This window comes from Georgenia sp. Z1344, from assembly GCF_049856295.1.
Classification (GTDB): Bacteria; Actinomycetota; Actinomycetes; order Actinomycetales; family Actinomycetaceae; genus JB111.
Window position 1 is genome coordinate 35,197 of record NZ_JBNDMZ010000014.1, and the last position, 20,389, is coordinate 55,585.

Annotated in this window: 17 protein-coding genes; 5 read left to right on the top strand and 12 right to left on the bottom strand. The window is 69.7% G+C overall.

Annotated features, from left to right (window positions below; all coding sequences use genetic code 11):
• Nucleotides 1-106 precede the first annotated feature (106 nt).
• The 5 genes from ACPYO6_RS14895 to ACPYO6_RS14915 all read right to left on the bottom strand — a co-directional run bounded on the left by ACPYO6_RS14895 (nucleotide 107) and on the right by ACPYO6_RS14915 (nucleotide 7,032).
• Nucleotides 107-1,216 (bottom strand): mandelate racemase/muconate lactonizing enzyme family protein, encoded by a 1,110-nt coding sequence (locus ACPYO6_RS14895; protein WP_425715556.1) that lies wholly within the window; start codon nucleotides 1,214-1,216, stop codon nucleotides 107-109.
• 11 nt (nucleotides 1,217-1,227) lie between these two features.
• Nucleotides 1,228-3,237, bottom strand: a complete 2,010-nt coding sequence (locus ACPYO6_RS14900; protein ID WP_425715557.1) for a TRAP transporter permease — start codon at nucleotides 3,235-3,237, stop codon at nucleotides 1,228-1,230.
• Nucleotides 3,234-4,235, bottom strand: coding sequence for a TAXI family TRAP transporter solute-binding subunit (locus tag ACPYO6_RS14905; protein ID WP_425715559.1), 1,002 nt, complete (start codon nucleotides 4,233-4,235; stop codon nucleotides 3,234-3,236). The genes ACPYO6_RS14900 and ACPYO6_RS14905 overlap by 4 nt, the downstream gene beginning before the upstream one ends.
• Nucleotides 4,236-4,284: 49 nt before the next feature.
• A complete protein-coding gene (locus ACPYO6_RS14910; protein WP_425715560.1) occupies nucleotides 4,285-5,463 on the bottom strand; it encodes a mandelate racemase/muconate lactonizing enzyme family protein in 1,179 nt (392 codons plus the stop codon).
• Nucleotides 5,464-6,189: 726 nt separating this feature from the next.
• Entirely contained in the window at nucleotides 6,190-7,032 is an 843-nt protein-coding gene (locus tag ACPYO6_RS14915) for a formate/nitrite transporter family protein (protein ID WP_425715561.1), read from the bottom strand.
• A gap of 142 nt (nucleotides 7,033-7,174) precedes the next feature.
• Here ACPYO6_RS14915 and ACPYO6_RS14920 point away from each other — a divergent pair, with 142 nt between their 5' ends.
• Entirely contained in the window at nucleotides 7,175-8,320 is a 1,146-nt protein-coding gene (locus tag ACPYO6_RS14920) for an O-antigen ligase family protein (protein ID WP_425715562.1), read from the top strand.
• 471 nt (nucleotides 8,321-8,791) lie between these two features.
• Here the strand turns inward: ACPYO6_RS14920 and ACPYO6_RS14925 are convergent, their stop codons facing one another.
• Entirely contained in the window at nucleotides 8,792-9,892 is a 1,101-nt protein-coding gene (locus ACPYO6_RS14925; RefSeq protein WP_425715563.1) for an FUSC family protein, read from the bottom strand.
• A gap of 134 nt (nucleotides 9,893-10,026) precedes the next feature.
• Here ACPYO6_RS14925 and ACPYO6_RS14930 point away from each other — a divergent pair, with 134 nt between their 5' ends.
• From ACPYO6_RS14930 to ACPYO6_RS14940, 3 genes are all read left to right on the top strand, one after another.
• Nucleotides 10,027-10,755: a glycosyltransferase gene (locus ACPYO6_RS14930; protein WP_425715564.1), complete on the top strand. Its 729-nt coding sequence runs from the start codon at nucleotides 10,027-10,029 to the stop codon at nucleotides 10,753-10,755.
• Nucleotides 10,756-10,956: 201 nt separating this feature from the next.
• On the top strand, nucleotides 10,957-12,024 hold the full coding sequence (locus tag ACPYO6_RS14935) for an acyl-CoA dehydrogenase family protein (protein WP_425715565.1): 1,068 nt from the start codon (nucleotides 10,957-10,959) through the stop codon (nucleotides 12,022-12,024).
• The gene (locus tag ACPYO6_RS14940) at nucleotides 12,014-13,477 is read left to right on the top strand and encodes a PIG-L family deacetylase (RefSeq protein WP_425715566.1); all 1,464 of its coding nucleotides are present in this window, start codon (nucleotides 12,014-12,016) and stop codon (nucleotides 13,475-13,477) included. Before ACPYO6_RS14935 ends, ACPYO6_RS14940 begins: the two co-directional genes overlap by 11 nt.
• A gap of 287 nt (nucleotides 13,478-13,764) precedes the next feature.
• On the opposite strand, the gene ACPYO6_RS14945 is transcribed toward ACPYO6_RS14940, so the two are convergent.
• The 6 genes from ACPYO6_RS14945 to ACPYO6_RS14970 all read right to left on the bottom strand — a co-directional run bounded on the left by ACPYO6_RS14945 (nucleotide 13,765) and on the right by ACPYO6_RS14970 (nucleotide 19,710).
• Nucleotides 13,765-15,255 carry an amidohydrolase family protein gene (locus ACPYO6_RS14945; protein ID WP_425715567.1) on the bottom strand — a complete coding sequence of 497 codons (1,491 nt, stop codon included), beginning with the start codon at nucleotides 15,253-15,255 and terminating at the stop codon, nucleotides 13,765-13,767.
• A 149-nt stretch (nucleotides 15,256-15,404) separates the two neighbouring features.
• A complete protein-coding gene (locus ACPYO6_RS14950) occupies nucleotides 15,405-15,782 on the bottom strand; it encodes a hypothetical protein (RefSeq protein ID WP_425715568.1) in 378 nt (125 codons plus the stop codon).
• Nucleotides 15,779-16,690, bottom strand: a complete 912-nt coding sequence (locus ACPYO6_RS14955) for a hypothetical protein (protein ID WP_425715569.1) — start codon at nucleotides 16,688-16,690, stop codon at nucleotides 15,779-15,781. Before ACPYO6_RS14955 ends, ACPYO6_RS14950 begins: the two co-directional genes overlap by 4 nt.
• Nucleotides 16,691-16,725: 35 nt before the next feature.
• Nucleotides 16,726-17,535: a citryl-CoA lyase gene (locus ACPYO6_RS14960; RefSeq protein ID WP_425715570.1), complete on the bottom strand. Its 810-nt coding sequence runs from the start codon at nucleotides 17,533-17,535 to the stop codon at nucleotides 16,726-16,728.
• Nucleotides 17,532-18,764: a CaiB/BaiF CoA transferase family protein gene (locus tag ACPYO6_RS14965; protein WP_425715571.1), complete on the bottom strand. Its 1,233-nt coding sequence runs from the start codon at nucleotides 18,762-18,764 to the stop codon at nucleotides 17,532-17,534. Before ACPYO6_RS14965 ends, ACPYO6_RS14960 begins: the two co-directional genes overlap by 4 nt.
• A gap of 154 nt (nucleotides 18,765-18,918) precedes the next feature.
• A complete protein-coding gene (locus ACPYO6_RS14970; RefSeq protein ID WP_425715572.1) occupies nucleotides 18,919-19,710 on the bottom strand; it encodes an IclR family transcriptional regulator domain-containing protein in 792 nt (263 codons plus the stop codon).
• A 132-nt stretch (nucleotides 19,711-19,842) separates the two neighbouring features.
• On the opposite strand from ACPYO6_RS14970, the gene ACPYO6_RS14975 reads away from it, so the two are divergent.
• Nucleotides 19,843-20,289, top strand: a complete 447-nt coding sequence (locus ACPYO6_RS14975) for a hypothetical protein (RefSeq protein ID WP_425715573.1) — start codon at nucleotides 19,843-19,845, stop codon at nucleotides 20,287-20,289.
• Nucleotides 20,290-20,389 lie beyond the last annotated feature (100 nt).

The window sequence follows — 20,389 nt, forward strand, 5'->3', positions numbered from 1 at the left end:
TTGATGGTGGCCGCCCGGGGCCGCTGCTTTCGGCTCAAATCAGTGCCTTCCGCTGACTACGTGGGTGCCGGGCAGCTGCGCGTCGGCCGTGCTGAGTTCATCCACCTTACTCGGCGTCCACCCGGTGAGCCTCGATCCAGTCCCAGTCAAGGTTCAGCCCTAGGCCGGGCCCCTTGGGGACCTCATAGATGCCGTTCCGGGGATTGAGCGGCTCGGCGTGGATTGCCCACACCAGTGGGTCTCGGGCCGGCGCGAAGACCTCGACGGGGCCAGGATTCGGTGTGCTCGTCAGGAGGTGCGCTGAGATCTGTCCCTCCTCGTGGTGCGCCATCTGCACACCGTAGGCGGAACACATCCCTGCCACGCGTAGCCACTCGGTTGGGCCACCCGCCCATGATGCGTCGTAGTTGCAGACATCGATCGCGCCGTTCTCCAACAGTTCACGCACGCCCTGGCGTGACGTCTCGCTCTGGCCCGCGGCGACCCGCACACCACCCTGATAACGAACGTCGCGCAGCCAAGTCTTGTCGTGATACCAGCGGACAGGCTCTTCGAACCACACCAGTTTCGAACGATCGATCTGCTCGAGGAACTTCACCGATTCCGCGAGCGTGTATCCCTGGTTGGCGTCTGCCATCAGCTGGAAGTCGTCGCCAGCAGCGTCCGCCATCGCCATGAAGCGGCTGGCATCGATCGAGGGGTTTGCACCGCCAATCTTCATTTTGCAGCCGCCGAGACCCAAGCCTCGCAGATAGTCGACCTCCTCTGCGAGCTCGGAGTTGGACTTGTTGTAGTAGCCACCGATCGCGATAATCTCGATGCTGTCCTGGTAGGCACCCCACAACCGATTGAGCGGGAGATTCGCTGCTTTCCCGACGATGTCCCACAGCGCGGAGTCGATGGCGGACATTGCCATGATGACGAGTTTTCGATCACGCAAGATATCGAATGTGACTGGAAGCATGTCGTTCCAGAGCTTTTCGACGAACAGTGGATCCTTTCCCTTGATCAACGGGAAGAGCTCGTCCTTCATGATGGCTGCGATCTCGTGCTGAGTGTCTATCTCGTCACCGTTGTAGGTCAGCCCGACAATGCCGTCGTCTGTCGCGATGCGCGTGACCAGGGTGGCGCGCTGGGTCATGCTGTACTTCGACCCGGAGAACTTCTCCGGAAGATCGACGACAACGGGGATGATATCAATGTCAATGATCTGCACTTTTGATTCCTTCAGTTCGAGTTCGACGCAACAGGCACATCGCCACTGTCGGGCATCGACGCCCTTTTTCGATTCCTACGCCAGAGCCACCAGAGGAGGAGCACAATGCCGGCTCCCGCGCCGATGTAGTTAAGGATATTGTTCGGGTAGAAGAGGACTGCCGCTGCGGCGAGGATGCTAACCGATTCCCACCACCGGAGCTTGCGACCTGCATACCTCGCCATTGCAATCGCCAAGAGGGCCGCACCAGCCGTCACGGCAAGGGATGTCCAGATGATCGAACCAGCCGGTCCCTGCAGAAGGAGCTCCGGTCGCAGCACGAATACGAACGGGAGCACGAAGGCGATCGCGGCGATGCGCATGGCCGTAAGGCTCGCGCGGAACCAGTCGGTCCCGGCGATCGCAGAAGCCACGAACACCGTTGCGCCGATGGGTGGCGTGAGCCCCCCGAGAACGGCGAAGTACAGAGCGAACATGTGAACGCTAAGCGGGGTCGCGCCAAGCTCGATCAGAGCCGATCCCGTGATCGCGATAGCGATCAGGTAGGAAGGCACGGTGGGGAGCGCGAGCCCGAGCACGATGTTGATGATCGCCGCGAGGACAAGTGCCAGGATGATCGATGCCGATGCGATCGAGAAGATCAACGAGCCCACGTTCAGAGCGACGCCCGTCGTGCCGATGCCTGCGACAACGATCTGCGAGCCGGCAACCAGTACGCCGATGGTGGCTGCAGTCAGGGCGCCGTTGCGGCAGCCGATGACAATGTCCTTGCCGAACTCGAGGATCGACCGACGCTTCCAGAAGACCTGAACGGCCAGAGCGCTGACCAACAGGACGACGGTGGCTGCGAAGCCAGCCATGCGGACTGGGTACGCCATGATGATGAGTGCAAGAAGCGCGCTGACAGCCGGAATGAGGATGACGAGCTCGTCGACGAAGTCGCGGACCCTCGGGATCTCCTCGCGCTTTAGCCCCTTCAGGTTGTGCAACCCAGCCTCGGAATCCACAGTCAACCAGAATGAAATGTAGTAGATGATTGCTGGGATGATGGCAGCGAGGACGATCGAGTAGTACGACATCCCGAGCAGCTGGGCCATGAGGAATACAGCCGCTCCCATGATTGGAGGTGTCCACTGTCCACCGGTGGAAGCCGTGGCTTCGACGGCCGCTGCGAACCGTTTGGGGAATCCGTACTTCTTCATCATTGGGATCGTGATGACGCCTGTACTCGCGGTGTTGGCGACCGCGCTTCCGTTCACCATGCCGAACAGCGCGCTGGAAAGCACGGACACCTTGCCGGGACCACCGCGCAGGCGGCCTGCGACAACGAGCGACATCTTCAGGAAACCGTCGCCCCCACCGAGCTTCATGAGCAGCGCACCGAAGATGACGAAGATCGCGATCTGTGTCGCGGACGTAGCTGTCACGCTGCCGTAGATTCCGAGCGGAGATGTGAACGAGTTGGCAATGACCGACTCGAAAGTCTGTCCGGAGTGACCGAAGATCCCCGGTATGTAACTGCCGAAGATGCAGTACAAAATCGTGACGAGCCCGATGATCGGGAACGCCCAGCCCATGGCTCGTCGGCAGGCATCGAACAGCACGACGACCATAAGGGTGCCGATGATGATGTCGGCTTCGGTCGGCCGCGCATAACCGAGCTCGTAGACGATCCTGTCGAACTCCGACCAGACGTATATCGTGGCGATGATCGCGATGGCGATCTCCAGAATGATGGCCACTCTGTCGATCGCCTTGCCGACGTCGGTAGTCGGCTTCTTCGAGCCGGTCGCAGACTTGACGTTGAACAGACAGAGAATGATTGCAAAGACGACGTGAATAGTCGTCTGTTTAATCCCGGCTAGCGGGCCTGCTCCGGCCGTCCAGACGTGGAAGGCGGCGGACCCGACGGCAACAACGTTGAGAAGCGCCACCGCGGTCTTCTCGAAGCGGCCGCGTGGCGCTTCCTCGGTCTCGTCGTCGACGATCGCCTCGGCTTCCTCCGCGAAAGTCGAGGTCATCGGATCATGTCTTCCGGAATGTCGATGCCCTGCTCCTCGTAGTAGCGCGCGGCGCCCGGGTGGAGCGGCAGGAGTAGTTCGTCGATCGCTACCTCGGGAGTCAGGCCCTCGGTCTGGGGAAGACGCTCGTTGACCTCGTCGATGTTCTCCCAGAACTGGGCGGTGACCTCGTACGCGACGTCCTCGGAGAGCTCCGGAGCCGCCGCGACGATGACACCCCAGTACCCAAGTGTCTGGATGTCGTTGGGAACGTCCGAGTAGGTGCCGCCCGGGATGTCGACAGGAACGATCGCCGGGTTCTGATCCTGGACGGTGGCGATGTCCTCATCGGCGAAGTTGATGAGGTTGATCGGCCTGCTGGACGAGGCTTCCAGGATCGCTCCCGTTGCCTGCACTCCGGCTCCCCGGTAGGAGAACCCTTCGATCTGCCGGCCAGCGTAGGCCGAGACGGCATCTCCAAGTCCCGCCTCGTAGTAGTCGGGCGTGACACCGAGCGCTTCGAGCGCGTCCATGGTGATCTGCGTCGAGCCGCCGCCGATTGGGCCGGCGTTCCAGTGCAGGCCGTCGAGATCCGCCGGCGTCTCGGCGTCGGTGTCGGCACCGACGACGAGCTGCCAGAGCACGATAGAAATCGGGTAGAGAGCAGCCAGCTCGTGCTCCCCCAGGGCAGTCTCGGCACCCTGGACGTCGATCATGCCGAGATCGACTTCACCCGCGTCCATCCGGATGGCGTTCTCCTCGGAGCCTGCACTCTCCTGAACCGTGATGTCGAGGGCTGAACTTTCTTCAATCAGTGCCATGCTCTCGGCGCCGTAGAGGTACCAGTCGGTGTCGCTGGGCCCCCAGGACGTGGCGAGGCTGGCACTCGTTCCGCTCTGTCCTCCCTGTTCATCCTCGTCCGGCGCGCTGAGGCCGCCTGTGTCGCCTCCGCATGCAGCAAGGGCGAGGGTGGCTGTGAGCGCGGCACCTGCAAGAGGTAGCTTCGTTGACTTGCCCATCTCGGTACACCTCCGTTGGTGTGAGTTGTGTAGTCGTTGGTCGGGGGAACTATTCGGGGTGGATAGTTGTCTGTCGGATCGTCCAGGCGTCGAGCTGCCCGGAATCGGGGGTGATGCCGAGACCAGGACGTTCACTAAGCACCAAGGCGCCATTCACCAACTCGGGTTTCTCCCCATACAACCTGGCCCAGAGTGGATCTCGATCGGAGTCGGGGAACGTCTCGCAGTGGACTTCACCGGAGAGCGCGGCGAGGAAGTGACCGTGGATGTGGCCGTCGTGGTGCGGTGCCACGGCAACGCCGCGGAGATTGGCGTAGGTTGCGACTTCCATCCACGCAGTCAGGCCGCCAGCACGGGTGCAATCGGTCTGCAGGACCGAGATCACCCCCTCGTCCACGAGCGACGCACTCGACCACTGATGAATCTCCTGCTCACCCGCAGCCATGCGGAGGCCGGACTCGTCACGGAGTCGACGAAGGTGGTGCGTGCCGAGGTGCCAGTGGATGGGTTCTTCCATCCAGAAGACGCCGAGGTCACTGAATGCACGCCCTGCCGTGAGCGCCTCGTCGAGGTCCCAGCCGCCGTTTGAATCCGCCTTGATTCGCAGGTCAGGGTGGTCGTCCCGGATCGCACGTACTCTCGCTATGTCGACCTCCGGAGCTCGTCCGGTCTTGATCTTCACCGCTGTGAATCCAGCGTCGACGTATGCGCCAATTTCAGCGAGCAACGAGTCGATTCCGGGGTCGTCATTATCGCCGTTCGGGTAGTAGCCGCCCGTCGCGTAGGCCGGTAGCACCGGATTATCCGCTCCTAGGAGCTTCCAGAGAGGGAGCCCTGCCGTCTTGGCGCGTGCGTCCCAGATCGCGATGTCGAGCGCGGATATTCCGGCGAGGAGCTGGAATCGGTCGCGCATGCCGAAGTGCGGCTGACCGGTAGCCACAGCCTCACGCTTGCCAGTGGAGACTGCGAACAGGTCGCGCCAGATCGCCCGAACCTCCCACACGGATCGACCGAGCACCAGTGGCGCGAGGGTGTCCGTGACGAGGTCGGCGATCGTCGTCATTGGGTTGCCATGTGCCTGCCCGTAGCCGAGAACGCCTCCCGCCGTCCGGACGGTGACGAACACCTGTCCGGCGGTGGCGTACGCCTGTTGCGACATCCAGTACGGCTTGTTCAGGGGGACTTCCAGGATGCGTACGTCGACCTGGTCGATCAGTGATGAGCCCATTCTCATCCTTCCGGTATCGGTACCGGTAACGTAACCAGTTCGGATTCTCCGTGTCAATCCCCTGTCCGGCACCGCCTGGCGGCGGTACCGGACAGGCGGTGCCGGCCTCTGCTGTCGGAGCCCCGACTTACCGCCCGAGGTCCCGTCCCCGACGGGCGGTGACCGCGCGGGGCCCGGGGCTAGGCCGATGGAACATGACTGCGGTGTGCATGACGGCTCAACCATCGTTAGGCAACGGTCCACTTGGAACGCTGGCACTCATGGCTTCTCCGAGCACAGCAGAGACTGGACCGCGTGCCGACGGACTACTCAGCCGAGCTCGGTGCTCTGTGCTGGTCCGGATGTCGCTCGCATCGAAGCAATGCCGGTCCTCTCAGGACGCGGGCATGCCGACGCTCGGATTGCAGGCACAGGGCGCCGAGTCACACCTGTCGCGCTGAGAACTCTTCCTGCGCCACACCGTCACCATGGCAGTCGAACCCGAAGTCGACGAACAGTCAGCGATCCACGAGTTGCAGGCCCACCCGCCGACGAACCCCATACAACGAGCGCCCCACCCGCTGACGCCGTCAGCCGGCTCGGCGGGATTCTGTGAGGTGGGCGGGAACGTGCGAGGGCGGCAGGGTCGGGCGGAGAGGGACATGCCCGACGACGACGAACGCCCGCCCGCCGCTGGAGACGTCATCGCACCTCAGCCCGACGCCGCACCCACCACGTCGCACCACCTCACCCGGCCTGCCGCGTCACGTCCTCCAGCTCGAACTTCCCCGTGCGCAGCCCGCGCAGCAGCTTCCACGTCCGCGTCACGCGCGGGATCGTGATGATGAGCAGCCCGCCGAGCATGTTGAACGGGATCACCAGGCCGAACCACTGGAGGAAGTCCCCCACCGAGATGTCCGCGCCGGCCAGCATCGCGGCGAAGATGACGATCGCGTTGAGTGCCCCGTGCAGCATCCCCAGCCCGATGAGCAGCAGCCCGGAGCTCATGCAGATGATGGCAGCCACGACGTCGTTCGACGTGCCCTGCTGCATCCGGGTGGACAGCGTGATCGTCGCACCGGCGAGCAGGGCGAGCGCGATCGTCACCGTCAGCGAGGGCTGCTCGAGGTACGACGTCGCCGACGAGATGATCGTCGCGTGGTACCCGGGCAGCGCGAGCACGATGAGCCACGCGAACATCAGCCCGCCGGCCAGGTTCATCACGAGGCTGCTCGACCACAGCCGGACCACCTGCAGCCACGTCCCCTGCCCCGCGAGCACCGCGTTGATGGGCAGGAGGAACTCCTCGGTGAACAGCTCCGAGTGCGCGAGTCGCAGGGCAAGGAGCCCGACGCCGAACGCCATCCCCGCCAGGATCGTCGAGCCCGTGGCGTCCTTGACGAGGATCATCGCGAGGATCCCGAGGCCGACGTCCACGCCACCGAAGAACCCGGTGACGAGGAGCTCGGGCCACGTCCGGTTGAGCCGTTTCGACCCCTCGCGCACGGTGGTGGCCACCTCGCCGACGAGCTCGTCCTCGACGTCGAAGTCGGTCGTGCCCAGCCGTCGCCGCTGCTCGCTCTGATCCATCCGGTCAGCGTAAGGACGCCGAGCTCTCACCGCCGTTCGGGCCCGTGCGTCGGCGTCGGATACGTTCCACGCCCGACGACGACGCCCGCCGTTCACCGCCCGCCCACCAGTGCGACCGGCCGCGCACCTACGATCGGGAGACGTGGTGTCCTCCCCCGATCCCGACGCCGAGCCGTCGCCCGACCCAGGCGACAGCTCCGCCCGCCGGCCGACCGCGACCCCGCGACTCGGCACCGCACGCCGGGCGGTCGCCCGCGGCCTCGCAGTCATCGGCCTCGACGGACGCGCCGACCGCTACCTCGTCGGCCTCGCCGTCCTCTGGCTGCTCTGGACGCTGACCGCGACGGCCGCCAGCGCCCACCCGTTCATCGACGCCGCCCCGCACCTCGCGGCACCGGTCGTCCTGCTCGTCGGCATCGTCGCCGGGCGACACCTCTCCCGCCGCGTCCCGGGGTGGACCGTCGCGACGGTCCTGACGATCGGGGCGCTCGTCGTCGTCGTGGGGATCCCGTTCTACGCGAACGCGCAGGCCGCGATCGGCGTCCAGCTCGTCGCGCTCGCCGGCCTGCTCCGACTCGGCACTGACCCCGGCGACGCTCGCACCAGCACGCACCTCAGCGTCTCGACGACGATGCTCCTCGTCGTCGCCGTCCTGCTCGCGGCGCGCGCCCAGGCCGGGATGGTCCTCGTCCTCGCGACGGCGGCGGTCGTCGCCCTCGTCGTCGCCACGCGCCGCGGCCCACCAGTGCGCACCGTCGCGGCGGTCGGGGCGGGTCTGGGCCTCGCCGCAGCGGTGGTCGTCGCGTGGCTCGGCAGCCGCGAGACGTGGCCGGGATTCCTCGCGGCCGAGGGCAGCCTCAGCTCGGCCCGCCACCGGCTCTGGGGCGACGCCCTCGACCTGTGGGCGCAGCGCCCGCTCACCGGGTCCGGTCCGGGGTCGTTCGTCGAGCACTCTGCCCTCGCCGCGGGGAACGCGAAGCTCTCCGAGGTCCACTCCGACGTGCTGCAGGTGGGCGCGGAGCTCGGCGCCGTCGGGGTGGTGCTGCTGCTCGCGATGTTCGTCGTGGCCTACGGGGTGGCCACCCGCGGCTCGCGCGCCGCCGCCGCGATCGCCGCCACGGCCTGGACCGCGCTGGCGATCCACTCGAGCATCGACCACCTGGCCGAGTTCCCGCCGCTGGTCCTCATGGCCGGCGTCGTCCTCGGCTGGGCGGGCACGCATCGCGCGTCACGAGGGGCGGCCACCGAGACGTTCGAACGCCCGACGACGACGACACCCCGCCGCTGACGACTCCGCTCGACGACGAACCCAGACGTTGCGTGCCGACCCTAGAGGTTCACCGCCGAACCCAGACGTTGAGTGCCGAACCTAGAGGTTCACCGCCGAACCCAGTCGTGGTGTGCCGACCCTAGAAGTTCATCGCCGAACCCAGTCGTTGTGTACCGACCCTAGAGGTTGACCGCCGAGCCAGCGGACGACGTCACCTGGGTCGGCGCACAACTACCTGGGTCGGCGGCAACCTGTGAGGTCGGCGCACAACTACATGGGTCGGCGGAAGGTGCTGGGGTCGGCGCGCAACTACCTGGGTCGGCGGGAAGAGGTGAGGTCGGCGCACAACTACATGGGTCGGCGGTGAGTGGTGGGGTCGGCGCTGCCGAGGCTCCGGCGCTGCTCGCTCCGATCCTTCCGATCAGCGACGAGCTCCGCGGGCCCGACCGCCTGCCCGCCGTCGGGCACCGGCTGCCCGTCGACGCGTGCCTACGACGAACCGCTGGTTCGCGGATTGCTCGCCCCGGCCTCGCGCGCCTCGCGGGCCGAGGCGACGTCGTCGATGATGACGACGATGTGCCGCATGCCGGACAGGAGGGAGCCGTAGAGCGGCCAGCTCTCCGCCGGGAGCTCGTGCTCGTGGGACACGTCCCGCGCCAGGGCGGTCAGCCGGCCGAGGACCGGCTCCACGTCCGCGTCGGGATCGGCGACGGCGTGACCCGTGTCGCGCACGATCGTGGTCCACCGCTCGCGGAACTCCTCGTCCCACGCGCCCTCGGCGTAGGCGGCCTCGTACAAGGTCCGGGCCAGGTGACGCAGGTGCGAGACCCCCTCGTCGACGCGCTCGAGGATGTTCTCGTAGCCGACCTCCTCGCCCGTCCTCGACCGACGAGCGAGGCGCTCCCGGGGGTTGTACCGCCGGCTCTCGGTGGCGAAGCGCACCGACTGCCACGCGGTGTCCAGCTCGTGGGTCATCGACTCGATCTCGTCCCGCCACGACTCGGCCTTGTCGGTCTCCCAGGATCTCGAGAACTCGTCGGCCATGTCGACCAGGACGTCCCCCATCCGGCGGTTGATGCTGTCCACGTACCGCGAGGCCTGCTGATCGCGCAGCGGCGGGATGACCAGCAGGTTGACCGCGACCCCGATGACCACGCCGAGGCCGACCTCGATGATGCGGTCGAGCAGCAGCGGTTGCTGCTCGGAGAATCCGCTGCCGAGGACGAAGATCGCGGTGGTCGCGATCGCGACGCCCTCGTCGCGGATCCAGCTGATTCGCGCTCCGGCCAGCCCGACGAACAGTGCGAGAGCGAAGGTCCACACGTTCACCCCGAGGTAGGCGCCCACGAGGAACGACAGCCCGACGCCCAGCGCCGAGGCCACCGTCGACTGCACCCCGCGCGACAGCGATCGGTGGACCGTGGCGTGCACGGTCAGCAGCGCCGTCCACGGAGCGAGGAAGGGCAGCGGAGAGCTGAGCACGGTGGTTGAGACCCACCACGCCGCGGTGGCCGCGGCGACGCTCTTGAGGATCTGCAGCAGGTCGGTCGTGAACTGTGGCCGCAGGGCCAGCTCTCGCAGTGGACGCATCCGCCCATCGTCCCTGCACCCGGCGCCGCCCCTGCCGGCCACCTCGCCGTGCGAGACGGTCCGCGCTGTGGTGCACTGCCCGTGACGGCGTGCGCTCGCGCGCGTCGACCCGGCACACCGTGAGGAGGCCAGTCGTGAGCGTGGGTCCTGCGCGCCGGCCCGACGTCTGCGTCGTCGTCCCCGCGCGTGACGAGGAGGCGCTGATCGGGCGCACGCTCGACTCCCTGCGGGCGGCCGCCGGAGCGGCCGGGGCGGAGGTGAGCGTCATCGTCGTCGCCGACTCGTGCACCGACGGCACCGCGGCGATCGCCCGGGCCTGCGGCGCGGAGGTGCTCGAGATCGACGCGCGCAACGTCGGTGCCGCCCGCCAGGCCGGCTGCGACCGCGCCCTGCTGTCCGGCGCCGCACCGGACCCGCGCTCCTGGATCGCGACGACGGACGCGGATTCCGTGGTCCCCGAGGACTGGGTCGCGGCGCACCTTCGATACCGGTCGAGGCAGGTCGACCTCGTGGTGGGGACCGTCGCGCTTGAGGGCGGTCACGCCGAGGACCCCCTCGCCCGCGCCTGGGCCGAGCAGTACGCGAGCGCCGTCAGCGCGCGCGGCCACGACCACGTGCACGGCGCCAACCTCGGCCTCTCCGCGCAGGCCTTGCGGCTCCTCGGCGGCTTCCGACCGCTGCGGACCGGCGAGGACGTCGACCTCGTGCGCCGCGCCGCGGCCCGCGGGCTGTGCACGGTGCGCGCCCTGGACATGCCCGTCGTCACCTCCCGCCGCACCGCCGGCCGCGCACCCGCCGGCTTCGCGGGCGACCTCGCCGACCTGGCCGAATCCCTCGCCCCGGCCGGGACCTGCCCCGCGTGACAACCGCCCCGACGCGACCGACGGACCACCCGGCCTCGCCCGACGGCCACCGCAGCGTGGGGCACGGGCGCGCATCCCTTCGCGGAGCACGAGACCGCAGCACATCCCGAGCACAGGAAGGACCGTGATGGCGACACCGTCGCACGAGCACGAGCACGAGGAGCGAGCCCCGGGCACGGACGGGCCGACGGCGAGGCGCCCGTGAGCTCCGCGCGCGGCACCTACGGCCGGCTCCTCGCGGGGCTGGAGCTCCCGCTGCCGGGCCGCGGGAGAACCCTCGCCCGCTGGCGCGCGCTCGCCGAGCTGACGGCCGCGAACGTGGTGACCGGCCGGCTCGCCGAGGCGCACGCCGACGCCGTCGCGATCACCACCGACCTCGGCGCGCCGGAACTGGTGGAGCCCGGCTCCCACTGGGGCGTCTGGGCGGCCGAGCCACCCCGCCCCCGGCTCTACGCCGCCGAGGCGGGCGGCAGCTGGACGCTGACCGGCACCAAGCCGTGGTGCTCGGGCGCGTCGCTGTGCACGCACGCGCTCGTCACCGCCACGACCGACGACGACGGCGCGGTGGCACTGTTCGCCGTCGACCTGCGCCTGCCCGGGGTGCGCGCCGTGCCGGACACCTGGCCGGCCGTGGGTATGGCAGACAGCGACTCAGGATGGGTGGAGCTCGAGGGCGTCCCCGCGCGCCGCCTCGGCAGCCACGCCGACTACCTCGACCGACCCGGCTTCTGGCACGGCGGCGCCGGCGTGGCCGCCTGCTGGTTCGGCGGGGCCGCGGGCGTCGCGGCTCCCCTGCTGGCGCGGGCCGCCCGTCCCGGCGCCTCTGACCTGGTCCGCGCACACGCCGGCGCGACCGCTACTGAGCTCGGGGCCGGGTGGGCGATGCTCACCGAGGCCGCGGCGACGATCGACGCCGACCCCGACGACCGGGACGGCCTCCGCGCGGCGCGGGCGCTCGCGGTGCGCACCCGCATCGACCGCCTCGCCGCCACCGTCGTCGAGCGCGTCGGCCGGGGCCTCGGCGCCGGTCCCCTGTGCGCGGACGGCGACCATGCCCGGCGCGTGGCCGATCTCGGTGTCTACATCCGCCAGACCCACGCCGAGGCCGACGAGGCCCAGATCGCCGCCGAGGTCGCCGCCCGCGCCGAGGCGGGCGAGGACGCGACCACCCTGTGGGAAGCGATCATCGGGTTCTCCCCCACCGGGGCGAACGCCCCGGAACGAGCCCCGGCAGCGGACCGTCCGGCGAGCACCGACGATGATGCCTGAGCCGCTCTTCCGCGCCGAGGACCCGCCGGCCACGTCCGAGCCGTCGCTGGCCCGGTTCGAGTCCCGACTCGCGCCGTGGACGCTGCGCGCGGCGCGGACCGGCGACCACCGTCCTGCCGACCAGGCACCCGACGACGCCGCACCACCCGAGATCGCCGCGGCACCGGCGCTGCTCGTGCTCTCCCCGCACCCCGACGACGAGGTACTCGGCGCCGGCGCCCTCATCGGCACGGCCGCCCGCGAGGGGATCCCGACGCTCGTGCTCGCCGTCACCGACGGCGACGCCTCCCACCCGCCCGAGCTCGTCGCACCGGCGGACCTTGCCGAGCTCCGCGCCGCGGAGTCCCGCGCCGCGCTGGCCTCGCTCGCGGGGCTGGCCGCCGACCCGGACCACGAGATCCGGCGCACCCGGCTGCGGCTGCCCGACGGGCGAGTCACCGAGCACGAGGACGCCCTCGCCGAGCGCATCGGCGCGGCGCTCGGCCGACTCCCGCCGGGGACGTGGGTGGCCGCACCGCTGCGCCACGACGGGCACCCGGACCACGACGCGACCGGGCGCGCCGCCCGCCGAGCCCTGGCACGAGTCCCGACGGCGCGGCTCGTCGAGTACCCGGTGTGGCTGTGGCAGCACACGCAGCCCCACGAGCACCCGGTCATCGACTGGGGCAGCGCGCGGGCGCTGGTCGTCGACGACGAGCTCGACCACGCACGGTCCGCAGCCATGGACGCGTTCCGCTCGCAGATCAGCCTCGACCTCGGCGTGCCCACCGGCCGCGCCGGCGTAGACCCGGAGCACCAGGTGGTCCTGCCCCGCCGGGTGCGGGACCGGATGCTGCGCCGCCGCCAGGTCGTTTTCCCCCACCCGGCGGCCGGGTTCGCCGCGATCTACGACCGCGGGGAGGACCCGTGGTCGGTCACCGGGCGCTGGTACGAGGAGCGCAAGTACGCCCTGACGGCGGCGCTGCTGCCGCGGCGGACCTTCCGGCGGGGCTACGAGCCGGGCTGCTCGATCGGCGGACTCACGGCGCTGCTGGCCGAGCGCTGCCAGCAGCTCCTCGCCACCGACGTCGTCCCCGCCGCGCTGGAGACCGCGCGCGAGCGCGTCCCGCCTCCGCACGTGGACTTCCGGGTGGGCGGCATCGCCGACTGGCCCGCGGGAGAGCTCGACCTCATCGTGCTCAGCGAGCTCGCGTACTACCTCGACGACACAGAGTTCGAGGACACCCTCCGCCACGCGCGCGAGTCCCTGGCGGTCGACGGGGTGCTCGTGGCGGCCCACTGGCGGCACCCGATCCCCGGCGCCTACCGGAACGCGGACGCGATCCATCGGGCCCTGGCGGACCAGCCTGGCTGGGCGCGGCTGGCGTCCTACCGGGACGAGGACATGCTCATCGAGACGTTCGGCCCGCCGCGCCCGAGCGTGGCGAGCGAGGAGTTCCTCGGCGGCGACTAATCGGGCGCTGCGCACCACCGGCCGACGTCGAACCCAGACGTTGCGTGCCGACCCTAGAGGTCCCCTGCCGAGCCAATAGACGGCGTGGCCTGGCTCGGCGCACAACTACCTGGGTCGGCGGGAGGTACTGAGGTCGGCGGACAACTACACGGGTCGGCGGAGGGGAGGACGAGCCGACGTCGAACCCAGACGTTGCGTGCCGACCCTAGAGGTCCCCTGCCGAGCCAGTAGACGGCGTGGCCTGGCTCGGCGCACAACTACCTGGGTCGGCGGAAAGAGGTGAAGAGTCAGTCCGTCGGCCGACCAGCCCCACCACCAGGCGCCTGCGTCTGGAACGCCCCCCGCGTCGAGCTGTCCCGGTACTCCGTGTACATGTACGGGTTGTCGAGGACCTTGGTCTCGGGGATGTCGGGGTTCATCCCGGCCTGCCAGACGTCGTCGCCGAGGGTCGAGCGCAGGTGCTCGACCGTGTCCTCGAGCCGCGAGCGCATCGCCGGCAGGTCCACGCCCACGAGCCGCCCGTCGAACTTCTTCACGTCCCCGCCGACGAGCACCGTGTGGACGTCCCCGCGGCTCGCCTGCATCGCGATGTGCCCGTACGGGTTCAGCACAGGGAACATCGTCGGCGAGTGGTCGTTCTTCAGCAGCACGACGTCGCCGAGCTTTCCCACCTCCAGCGACCCGAGCTCCCGCTCACGCCCGATCGCGCGAGCCCCACCCCGCGTCGCCCACTCGACCACGTGCTGCGCTCGCAGGTGCGAGTGCGTCACCGTGTCGCCGTGCTCGTGGGCGGTGAGGTGCTCCCAGGAGCGGTCGGCGCCCAGGGTGGTGCGCATCGCGGAGAACAGGTCGGCGCTGAACCAGGCGCTCGTGTCGACGGACAGGGACACCGGGATGTCGTGCGCGCGCAGCGCGTGGGAGGGCGGGTAGCCCTGGCCGCAGCTCTGCTCGCTCTCCGTCGAGAGCGACACGATGCCGCCGGTCGCGGCGATCCGCTGGTAGGAGTCCTCGCTGAGCGTGGCCGCGTGGACGTACACGGTGCCGGGCTCCATGAAGCCGTGCTCGTGCATGAGCCGCACGCCGTCGTCGTTGGTCGCGCCCCACACGCCGGCGTGGGTGGTCACCCGCACGTCGAGCTCGCGGGCCACCTCGAACGCCTTCTGCTCGGGGAACGCCGGGTCGCCGGTGACGTCGAACGCCAGCTGCACGCCGGCCAGCCTCGAATCAGCACGAGCGCTCTCGAACACGCGGCGGTAGGCCGGGTCGGCGGTCCACTCCCACGGGCCGCCGAAGATGTTGCCGAAGCCAATGACGTACCGACCCGGCGAGCTCACCAGGGCGTCGATGGCGGCCTCGGCGTGCTCGACGGACTGCAGCCCGTGCGACCAGTCCACGGTCGTGGTGATGCCCGACTCGATCGCGTCGAGCGCGCTCAGCGCGTTCCCCGCCGCGTAGTCCTGGGGTCGGAACGCGGTGCCGTGCTCGAGGTAGTACCAGACGAAGTACTGCGTGAGCGTCCAGTCCGAGCCGTAGGCGCGCATGGCGGTCTGCCACATGTGCCGGTGGGAGTCGATCATGCCGGGCATGACGATGCCGCCGGCGGCGTCGATCTCGAACGTGCCGTCGGGCACGGCGAGCGCCGGTCCGATCGCGGCGATCTCTCCTTCGACGACGAGGACGTCGGCGCCCTCGTGCACGGTCCGCCTCTCGTCCATCGTGACGACGATGCCGCCGCGCAGCACGATCGGCCGGCCTGATTCGGGTGCGGGGGTGGTCATTGCATGCTCCTCGTTGAGAATGTCTGGACGGTTCGTTGTCGATCCGGGGGTGGGCCGAGCCAGTGCTGGTCCCGTGTCGAGCCCGCACAGGGCCCGCATCGAGCCCAAGCCGAGCCCGCGGCGTCCCCGCGCGAGGCCCGGCGGCTGCGTCAGACCTCGACGCTGGGGTACTGCCTGCCGATCCAGTGCGCGAGCTTCTCGCGGTACTCCTTCTGGAACGCGAGCGGACCGCTGCGCGCCATGTAGTCCTCCTCGTAGATGCCGATGAAGATCGTCAGCGTGAGGAAGTAGTGCGCGCCCATCTCGAACAGGGCCACGTAGTCGTGATCGACGAGCGCGCGCCGTTCGTCGTCGTCGAGGGAATGGACCGTGGACCGCTCCACGCGCTGGTTCCCCGCGCCGAGGTAGGGGAGGAACTCGACCTCCCACCGCGCGACCATCGCCGCCGGCTCGGCCCTGTATGCGGCGAGCAGCTCGGGGTCGCGGTCGACCTGGAAGAGGAACTTGTTGACGGCGTACCTGGTCATGCCCTCGCCTCCTCGCTCACGACGGCGGAGCTCGCCCCGCGCTTCTCGCGCGGGTCTCCGCCGGGGTACCACGTCATGTACATCTCGCGCGTGTGGTACAGGTCGAGGTCGTCGACGTAGGCAGCCTGCTCGGGCCCGGCGATGCCGAGCATGAGGATGAGATCGAGGAAGCCCGGCGTCGCGTTGCCGGAGGCGGACATCGACTCCCACGTGACGTTCTCGAGGATCGCCTCGATGTTCCCGGTCGCGAGCCACTCGATGGCCTGGACGTCCCACTCGGGGTCCGGCCCGTGCTCCTCGAACATCCGCGGCCCGCCGAGCTCGAGCGACAGGTGCCCCGACCCGATCGCGGCCACCCGCTTGTCCGACGGGAACTCCTCGATGATCTCCCGGATCGCCCGGCCCAGCTCGTAGAACCGCTTCGGGCTCGGCAGCGGCGGCGCGAAGATGTTCGTGTAGATCGGCACGATCGGGAGGTCGCCCGCGGGTCGGGTGGTGATGATCGGGCAGATGATCGAGTGGTCGATCTTCAGCTCGTTGGACACGGAGAAGTCGAAGCCGCGCTCGAGCAGGCCGCGCAGCATGAAGCCGGACAGTTCCTCGTGGCCCTCGAGCTCGTAGGTGGGCATGCCGAACTCGCGGATCTCGTTGGAGAACGTCGCGTCGTAGCGGGCCTGCTTGCCGATGAGGAACGTCGGGTAGTTGTCGTAGAAGAACTGGTGGAAGTGGTCCGAGCCGACCATGACCAGCAGCTCCGGCTCAGCCGCCGTCAGCGTGGCCCGGTAGGCCTCGACCTTGGCCTTCCACTCAGCGGCCTGCGGCATCTGCTCCTCGGGTGGCGTCAGCTCGGTGGCCTTGTAGTAGAAGGGGTGGTGCGTCGTCGCGAGCACCGCGGACAGGGTGGCCATGCAACTCTCCTTCGAGCGTGGGGTCCGGCAAGCGGCTAGTCGGTCGGCGTCTCGTCTGCCGGCGGCACGTACCGCGCGTGCCGGTCGACCTCCGCGTAGATCGACGGCCCGACGGGGTTCTCCTGCTCCTCGGCGAGGTGCCCGATGAGCCCGGCGGTCCGCGCGAGGAGGGCGAACCCGCGCAGCAGCCCCACCGGCAGGCCGGCGTCGACGAGGCACGCCCCGGCCACGCCCGCACCGTTCAAGGGGAGCTGACGCCCGAGCACCTCGGCGTGCACGCGCCCGATCGCCTCGAACAGGGCCAGGTGCGCCCCGAACACGCCCTCCTCCCGCGCGATCCGGAACATCACCGGCGTGCGGGGGTCGCCCTGCTTGTGCACGGGGTGCCCGAGGCCGGGGATCTTCCGGCCCTCGGCACGCGCGGCTGCGACGAGCTCCCGCGCGACGTCGTCCCACTCCCCCTCGCCGTACCCGGTCACGTCGCCGAGCCCGGTCACCGCCTCGGCGAGGAACTGCCCCGTGTCCTCGGTGACGCCGAGGAACCGCGAGCCGCCGCCGAGCAGGCCGGCCGCGATGGCGCCCTGGATCGAGTCCGGCGCGGAGTAGTAGGTCATCCGGGCGGCGATCGCGGTGGGCGTGTAGCCGTGGTCGGCGAGCGAGGCGAGGACGGCCTCGAACACGCGCAGCTGCCCGGCGGTGGGGAGGCGCTTCGTGGCCAGCCAGTAGGCGAGCTCGCCGAAGGTCACCTGGCCGAGCACGTCGGCGGCGAGGTCCACGCCGAGCAGCTCGATGGTGTCCTCGCTCGAGGTCCCGATGCCCGTGGGGTAGGACCGCTCCTCGCTCATGCCGTCTCCTCGACCTTCTCCTGAGGCGCCGCGAGCCACGCCCGCAGCTCGTCGCCGTGCTCGCCGAGCGTGGGCGGTGGGAGCCGGTACTGCGCCTTGGTCCTCGAGAACGTGATGGCGTTGCGGATCATCGGCACGGCCCGCTCCCCCTCGCCCACCTGCACCACCGGGTCGAGCCCGAGTCGCTCGGCGAGGGCCACGCCGCCGTCGATGCCCTGGATGGGGCCGCACGCGATCCCGGCCTCGGTGAGGCGCTCGAACCACTCGCCGATCGTCGCGTGGCTCAGGGCCTCGACGAGGATCGGCCGCAGCGCGTCCCGGTTCCGGTTGCGTGAGTCGGTGGTCGCGAACCGCGAATCGTCGAGCACCTCCGGCACGCCGAGCGCCTTCGCCAGCGCGGCGAACTGCCGGTCGTTCGCGGCCACCACGATGATCTCGCCGTCGGCGGCGGGCAGCGGCTCGTAGGGGAAGAGGCTGGGGTGCGCGTTGCCCATGCGGGTGGGGACCTGGCCGCCGGCCACGTAGGTCGAGGAGTGGTTGGCCATGCCGGCCAGGGCGGTGGAGAGGAGGTTGACCTCGACGTGCTGCCCCTCCCCCGTGGCATCGCGGTGGCGCAGCGCGGTGAGGATGCCGATGACGGACTGGAGCCCGCTCATGATGTCGAAGACGGAGACCCCGGACCGGTAGGTCGCTCCGCCCGGTTCGCCGGTCAGGCTCATGAGCCCGGACATCGCCTGGACGATGAGGTCGTAGCCGGGCAGTCCCGCTCCCCCGGCGCTGCCGAACCCGCTGATCGAGGAGTAGACGACGCCCGGGTTGCTCGCCGAGACGCTCCCGTAGTCGAGGCCGAACTTCGCCAGGCCACCGGGCTTGAAGTTCTCGATGACCACGTCGGCCCGGCGCGCGAGCTCCTGGGCCGCCGCGCGGTCGTCCGCGTCGCGGAAGTCGAGCACGAGGTCGCGCTTGTTGCGGTTGATGCCGAGGAAGTACGTGGAGACACCGTCGAGCTCGGGCGGGCGCCAGTCGCGCGTCTCGTCACCCACGGGGGCCTCGACCTTGATGACGTCCGCGCCGAAGTCGCCGAGGATCTGGGTAGCGAACGGGCCGGCGAGCACGCGGGAGAAGTCGGCGACGAGCAGGCCGTCGAGCGGTCCGCGCCCGCCGGGCTCGGAGAAGTCGGAGCGACCCGGCCGCGTCTCGCCGAGCGGCGCGCGCCGTCCATCCGTCATCGGGGTCCTCCTGTGCTGCGGTCGTCGTCGACCCGTGTCCGCCCTGCGTACAGTCACCCGCCTGGCGGACACTCGGTGTGGTGGCGAGGCTAGCGATGCCAGATGCGGGAAGTCAACGGCCTCCCCCGACGACGACGCCCGCCCCCCGGTGCGCTCAGGCCGTGGCGGCGGGGACGCGCTCGCGCAGGGCGATGTCCACCCCGAGGTCGGCGGCCGCGCGGAGCAGGTGCGGGAGGTGCTGCTCGCGGAGCGTCTCGAGGGTGGTCTCGGCGGCGTGGGCGTTGACGTTCATGGCGCCGAGCACGGTGCCGTCGGCGCGGCGCACCGGTGCAGCGACGGAGCGGATGGCGGGAGCGAGCTGCTGGTCGGAGATGGCCCAGCCCTGGTCGCGGACCTCGGCGAGCACGGAGTCGAGCTCGCTGCGGCTGGGCTGCCAGCTGGGCACGACGCCCGAGCGGGACGGCTGCTCGAGGACCGCGTCGAGCTCGTCGGCGGTGAGGTCGGCGAGGAGCACCTTGCCGAGCGAGGTCTGGGCGGCGGGGAACCGGGTGCCGACGGAAACGGAGAGCGTGACGAGCTTGGGCACGGCGACGCGGGCAACGTAGACGATGTCGGAGCCGTCGAGCTGGGCGATGGAAGAGGACTCGTGGGTGCGGTCGACGAGCTGGCGGAGCCGTGGCATGGCGGCGGCCCAGAGGTCGCCGCCGCTGAAGTAGGCGACGCCGAGCTCGAGCACGCGAGGAGTGAGCTCGAACCGGCCGTCGCGGGCGGCCACGTAGCCGAGCTCGGTCAAGGTGATGAGCACGCGGCGCGCGGTGGGCCGAGCGAGTCCGGTGCGCTGCGCGACCTCGCTCAGGCTCTGGACGGGGGCGCCGTCGAAGGCGCGAACCACGTCGAAGCCCCGGGCGATCGCCTCGACGAAGTCGGGGTTCGTCTTCTCGCGCATCCCGCTCTCCTGACGTCTGCTGGCACGACCCGCCGCCGGCCGATCAGTGTAGGTGTCGACCCACGGGGCGGATCGTCGACCGGCACGACGCCGAACCCCTCAGCAACGGACACCCGTACGCTACACGGACGCATGGAGGCGACAGTGGAGACCGCCCTGAGGCTGCTCCTCCTGCGCATGGCCCTCGGGGCCCTACTGGCGGGGCGCGCGGGCCAGAAGCTCTTCGGCTGGTTCCACGGTCGCGGCAACCCCGGCACGGCCCCGCTGTTCGAGGCCGACGGCGTGCGACCCGGAGCTTTGATGGTGACGATCGCCGGGCTCTCCGAGCTCGAGGCGGCGACGCTCTCGCAGAAGCGCCTGTGGGCGCATCTCGGTGGATACGAGGTGCGGCTCGCCTACGCGCTCATCGCACTGGTGCTTGCGGTGACGGTCCCGGGCGAGTGCTCAATCGATGACCTGCTGCCCTGGGGGCCGTTCCACGGGCCACTCTGGGCGGTCGCTGCACTGGGGCTCGACCTGGCGACCGCGGCGCCGCTCGTGGCGATGGTCGCGCGGCACCGGCGCGCGACGAGCGCTTGAAAGGGGACCTACGGCTGCCTCGAACACGTTTGCTACTCAACTTTCGGCCTCAGCGACCCCACCCACTACATCCACCAGATACTCCAATAGACTGGCGGAC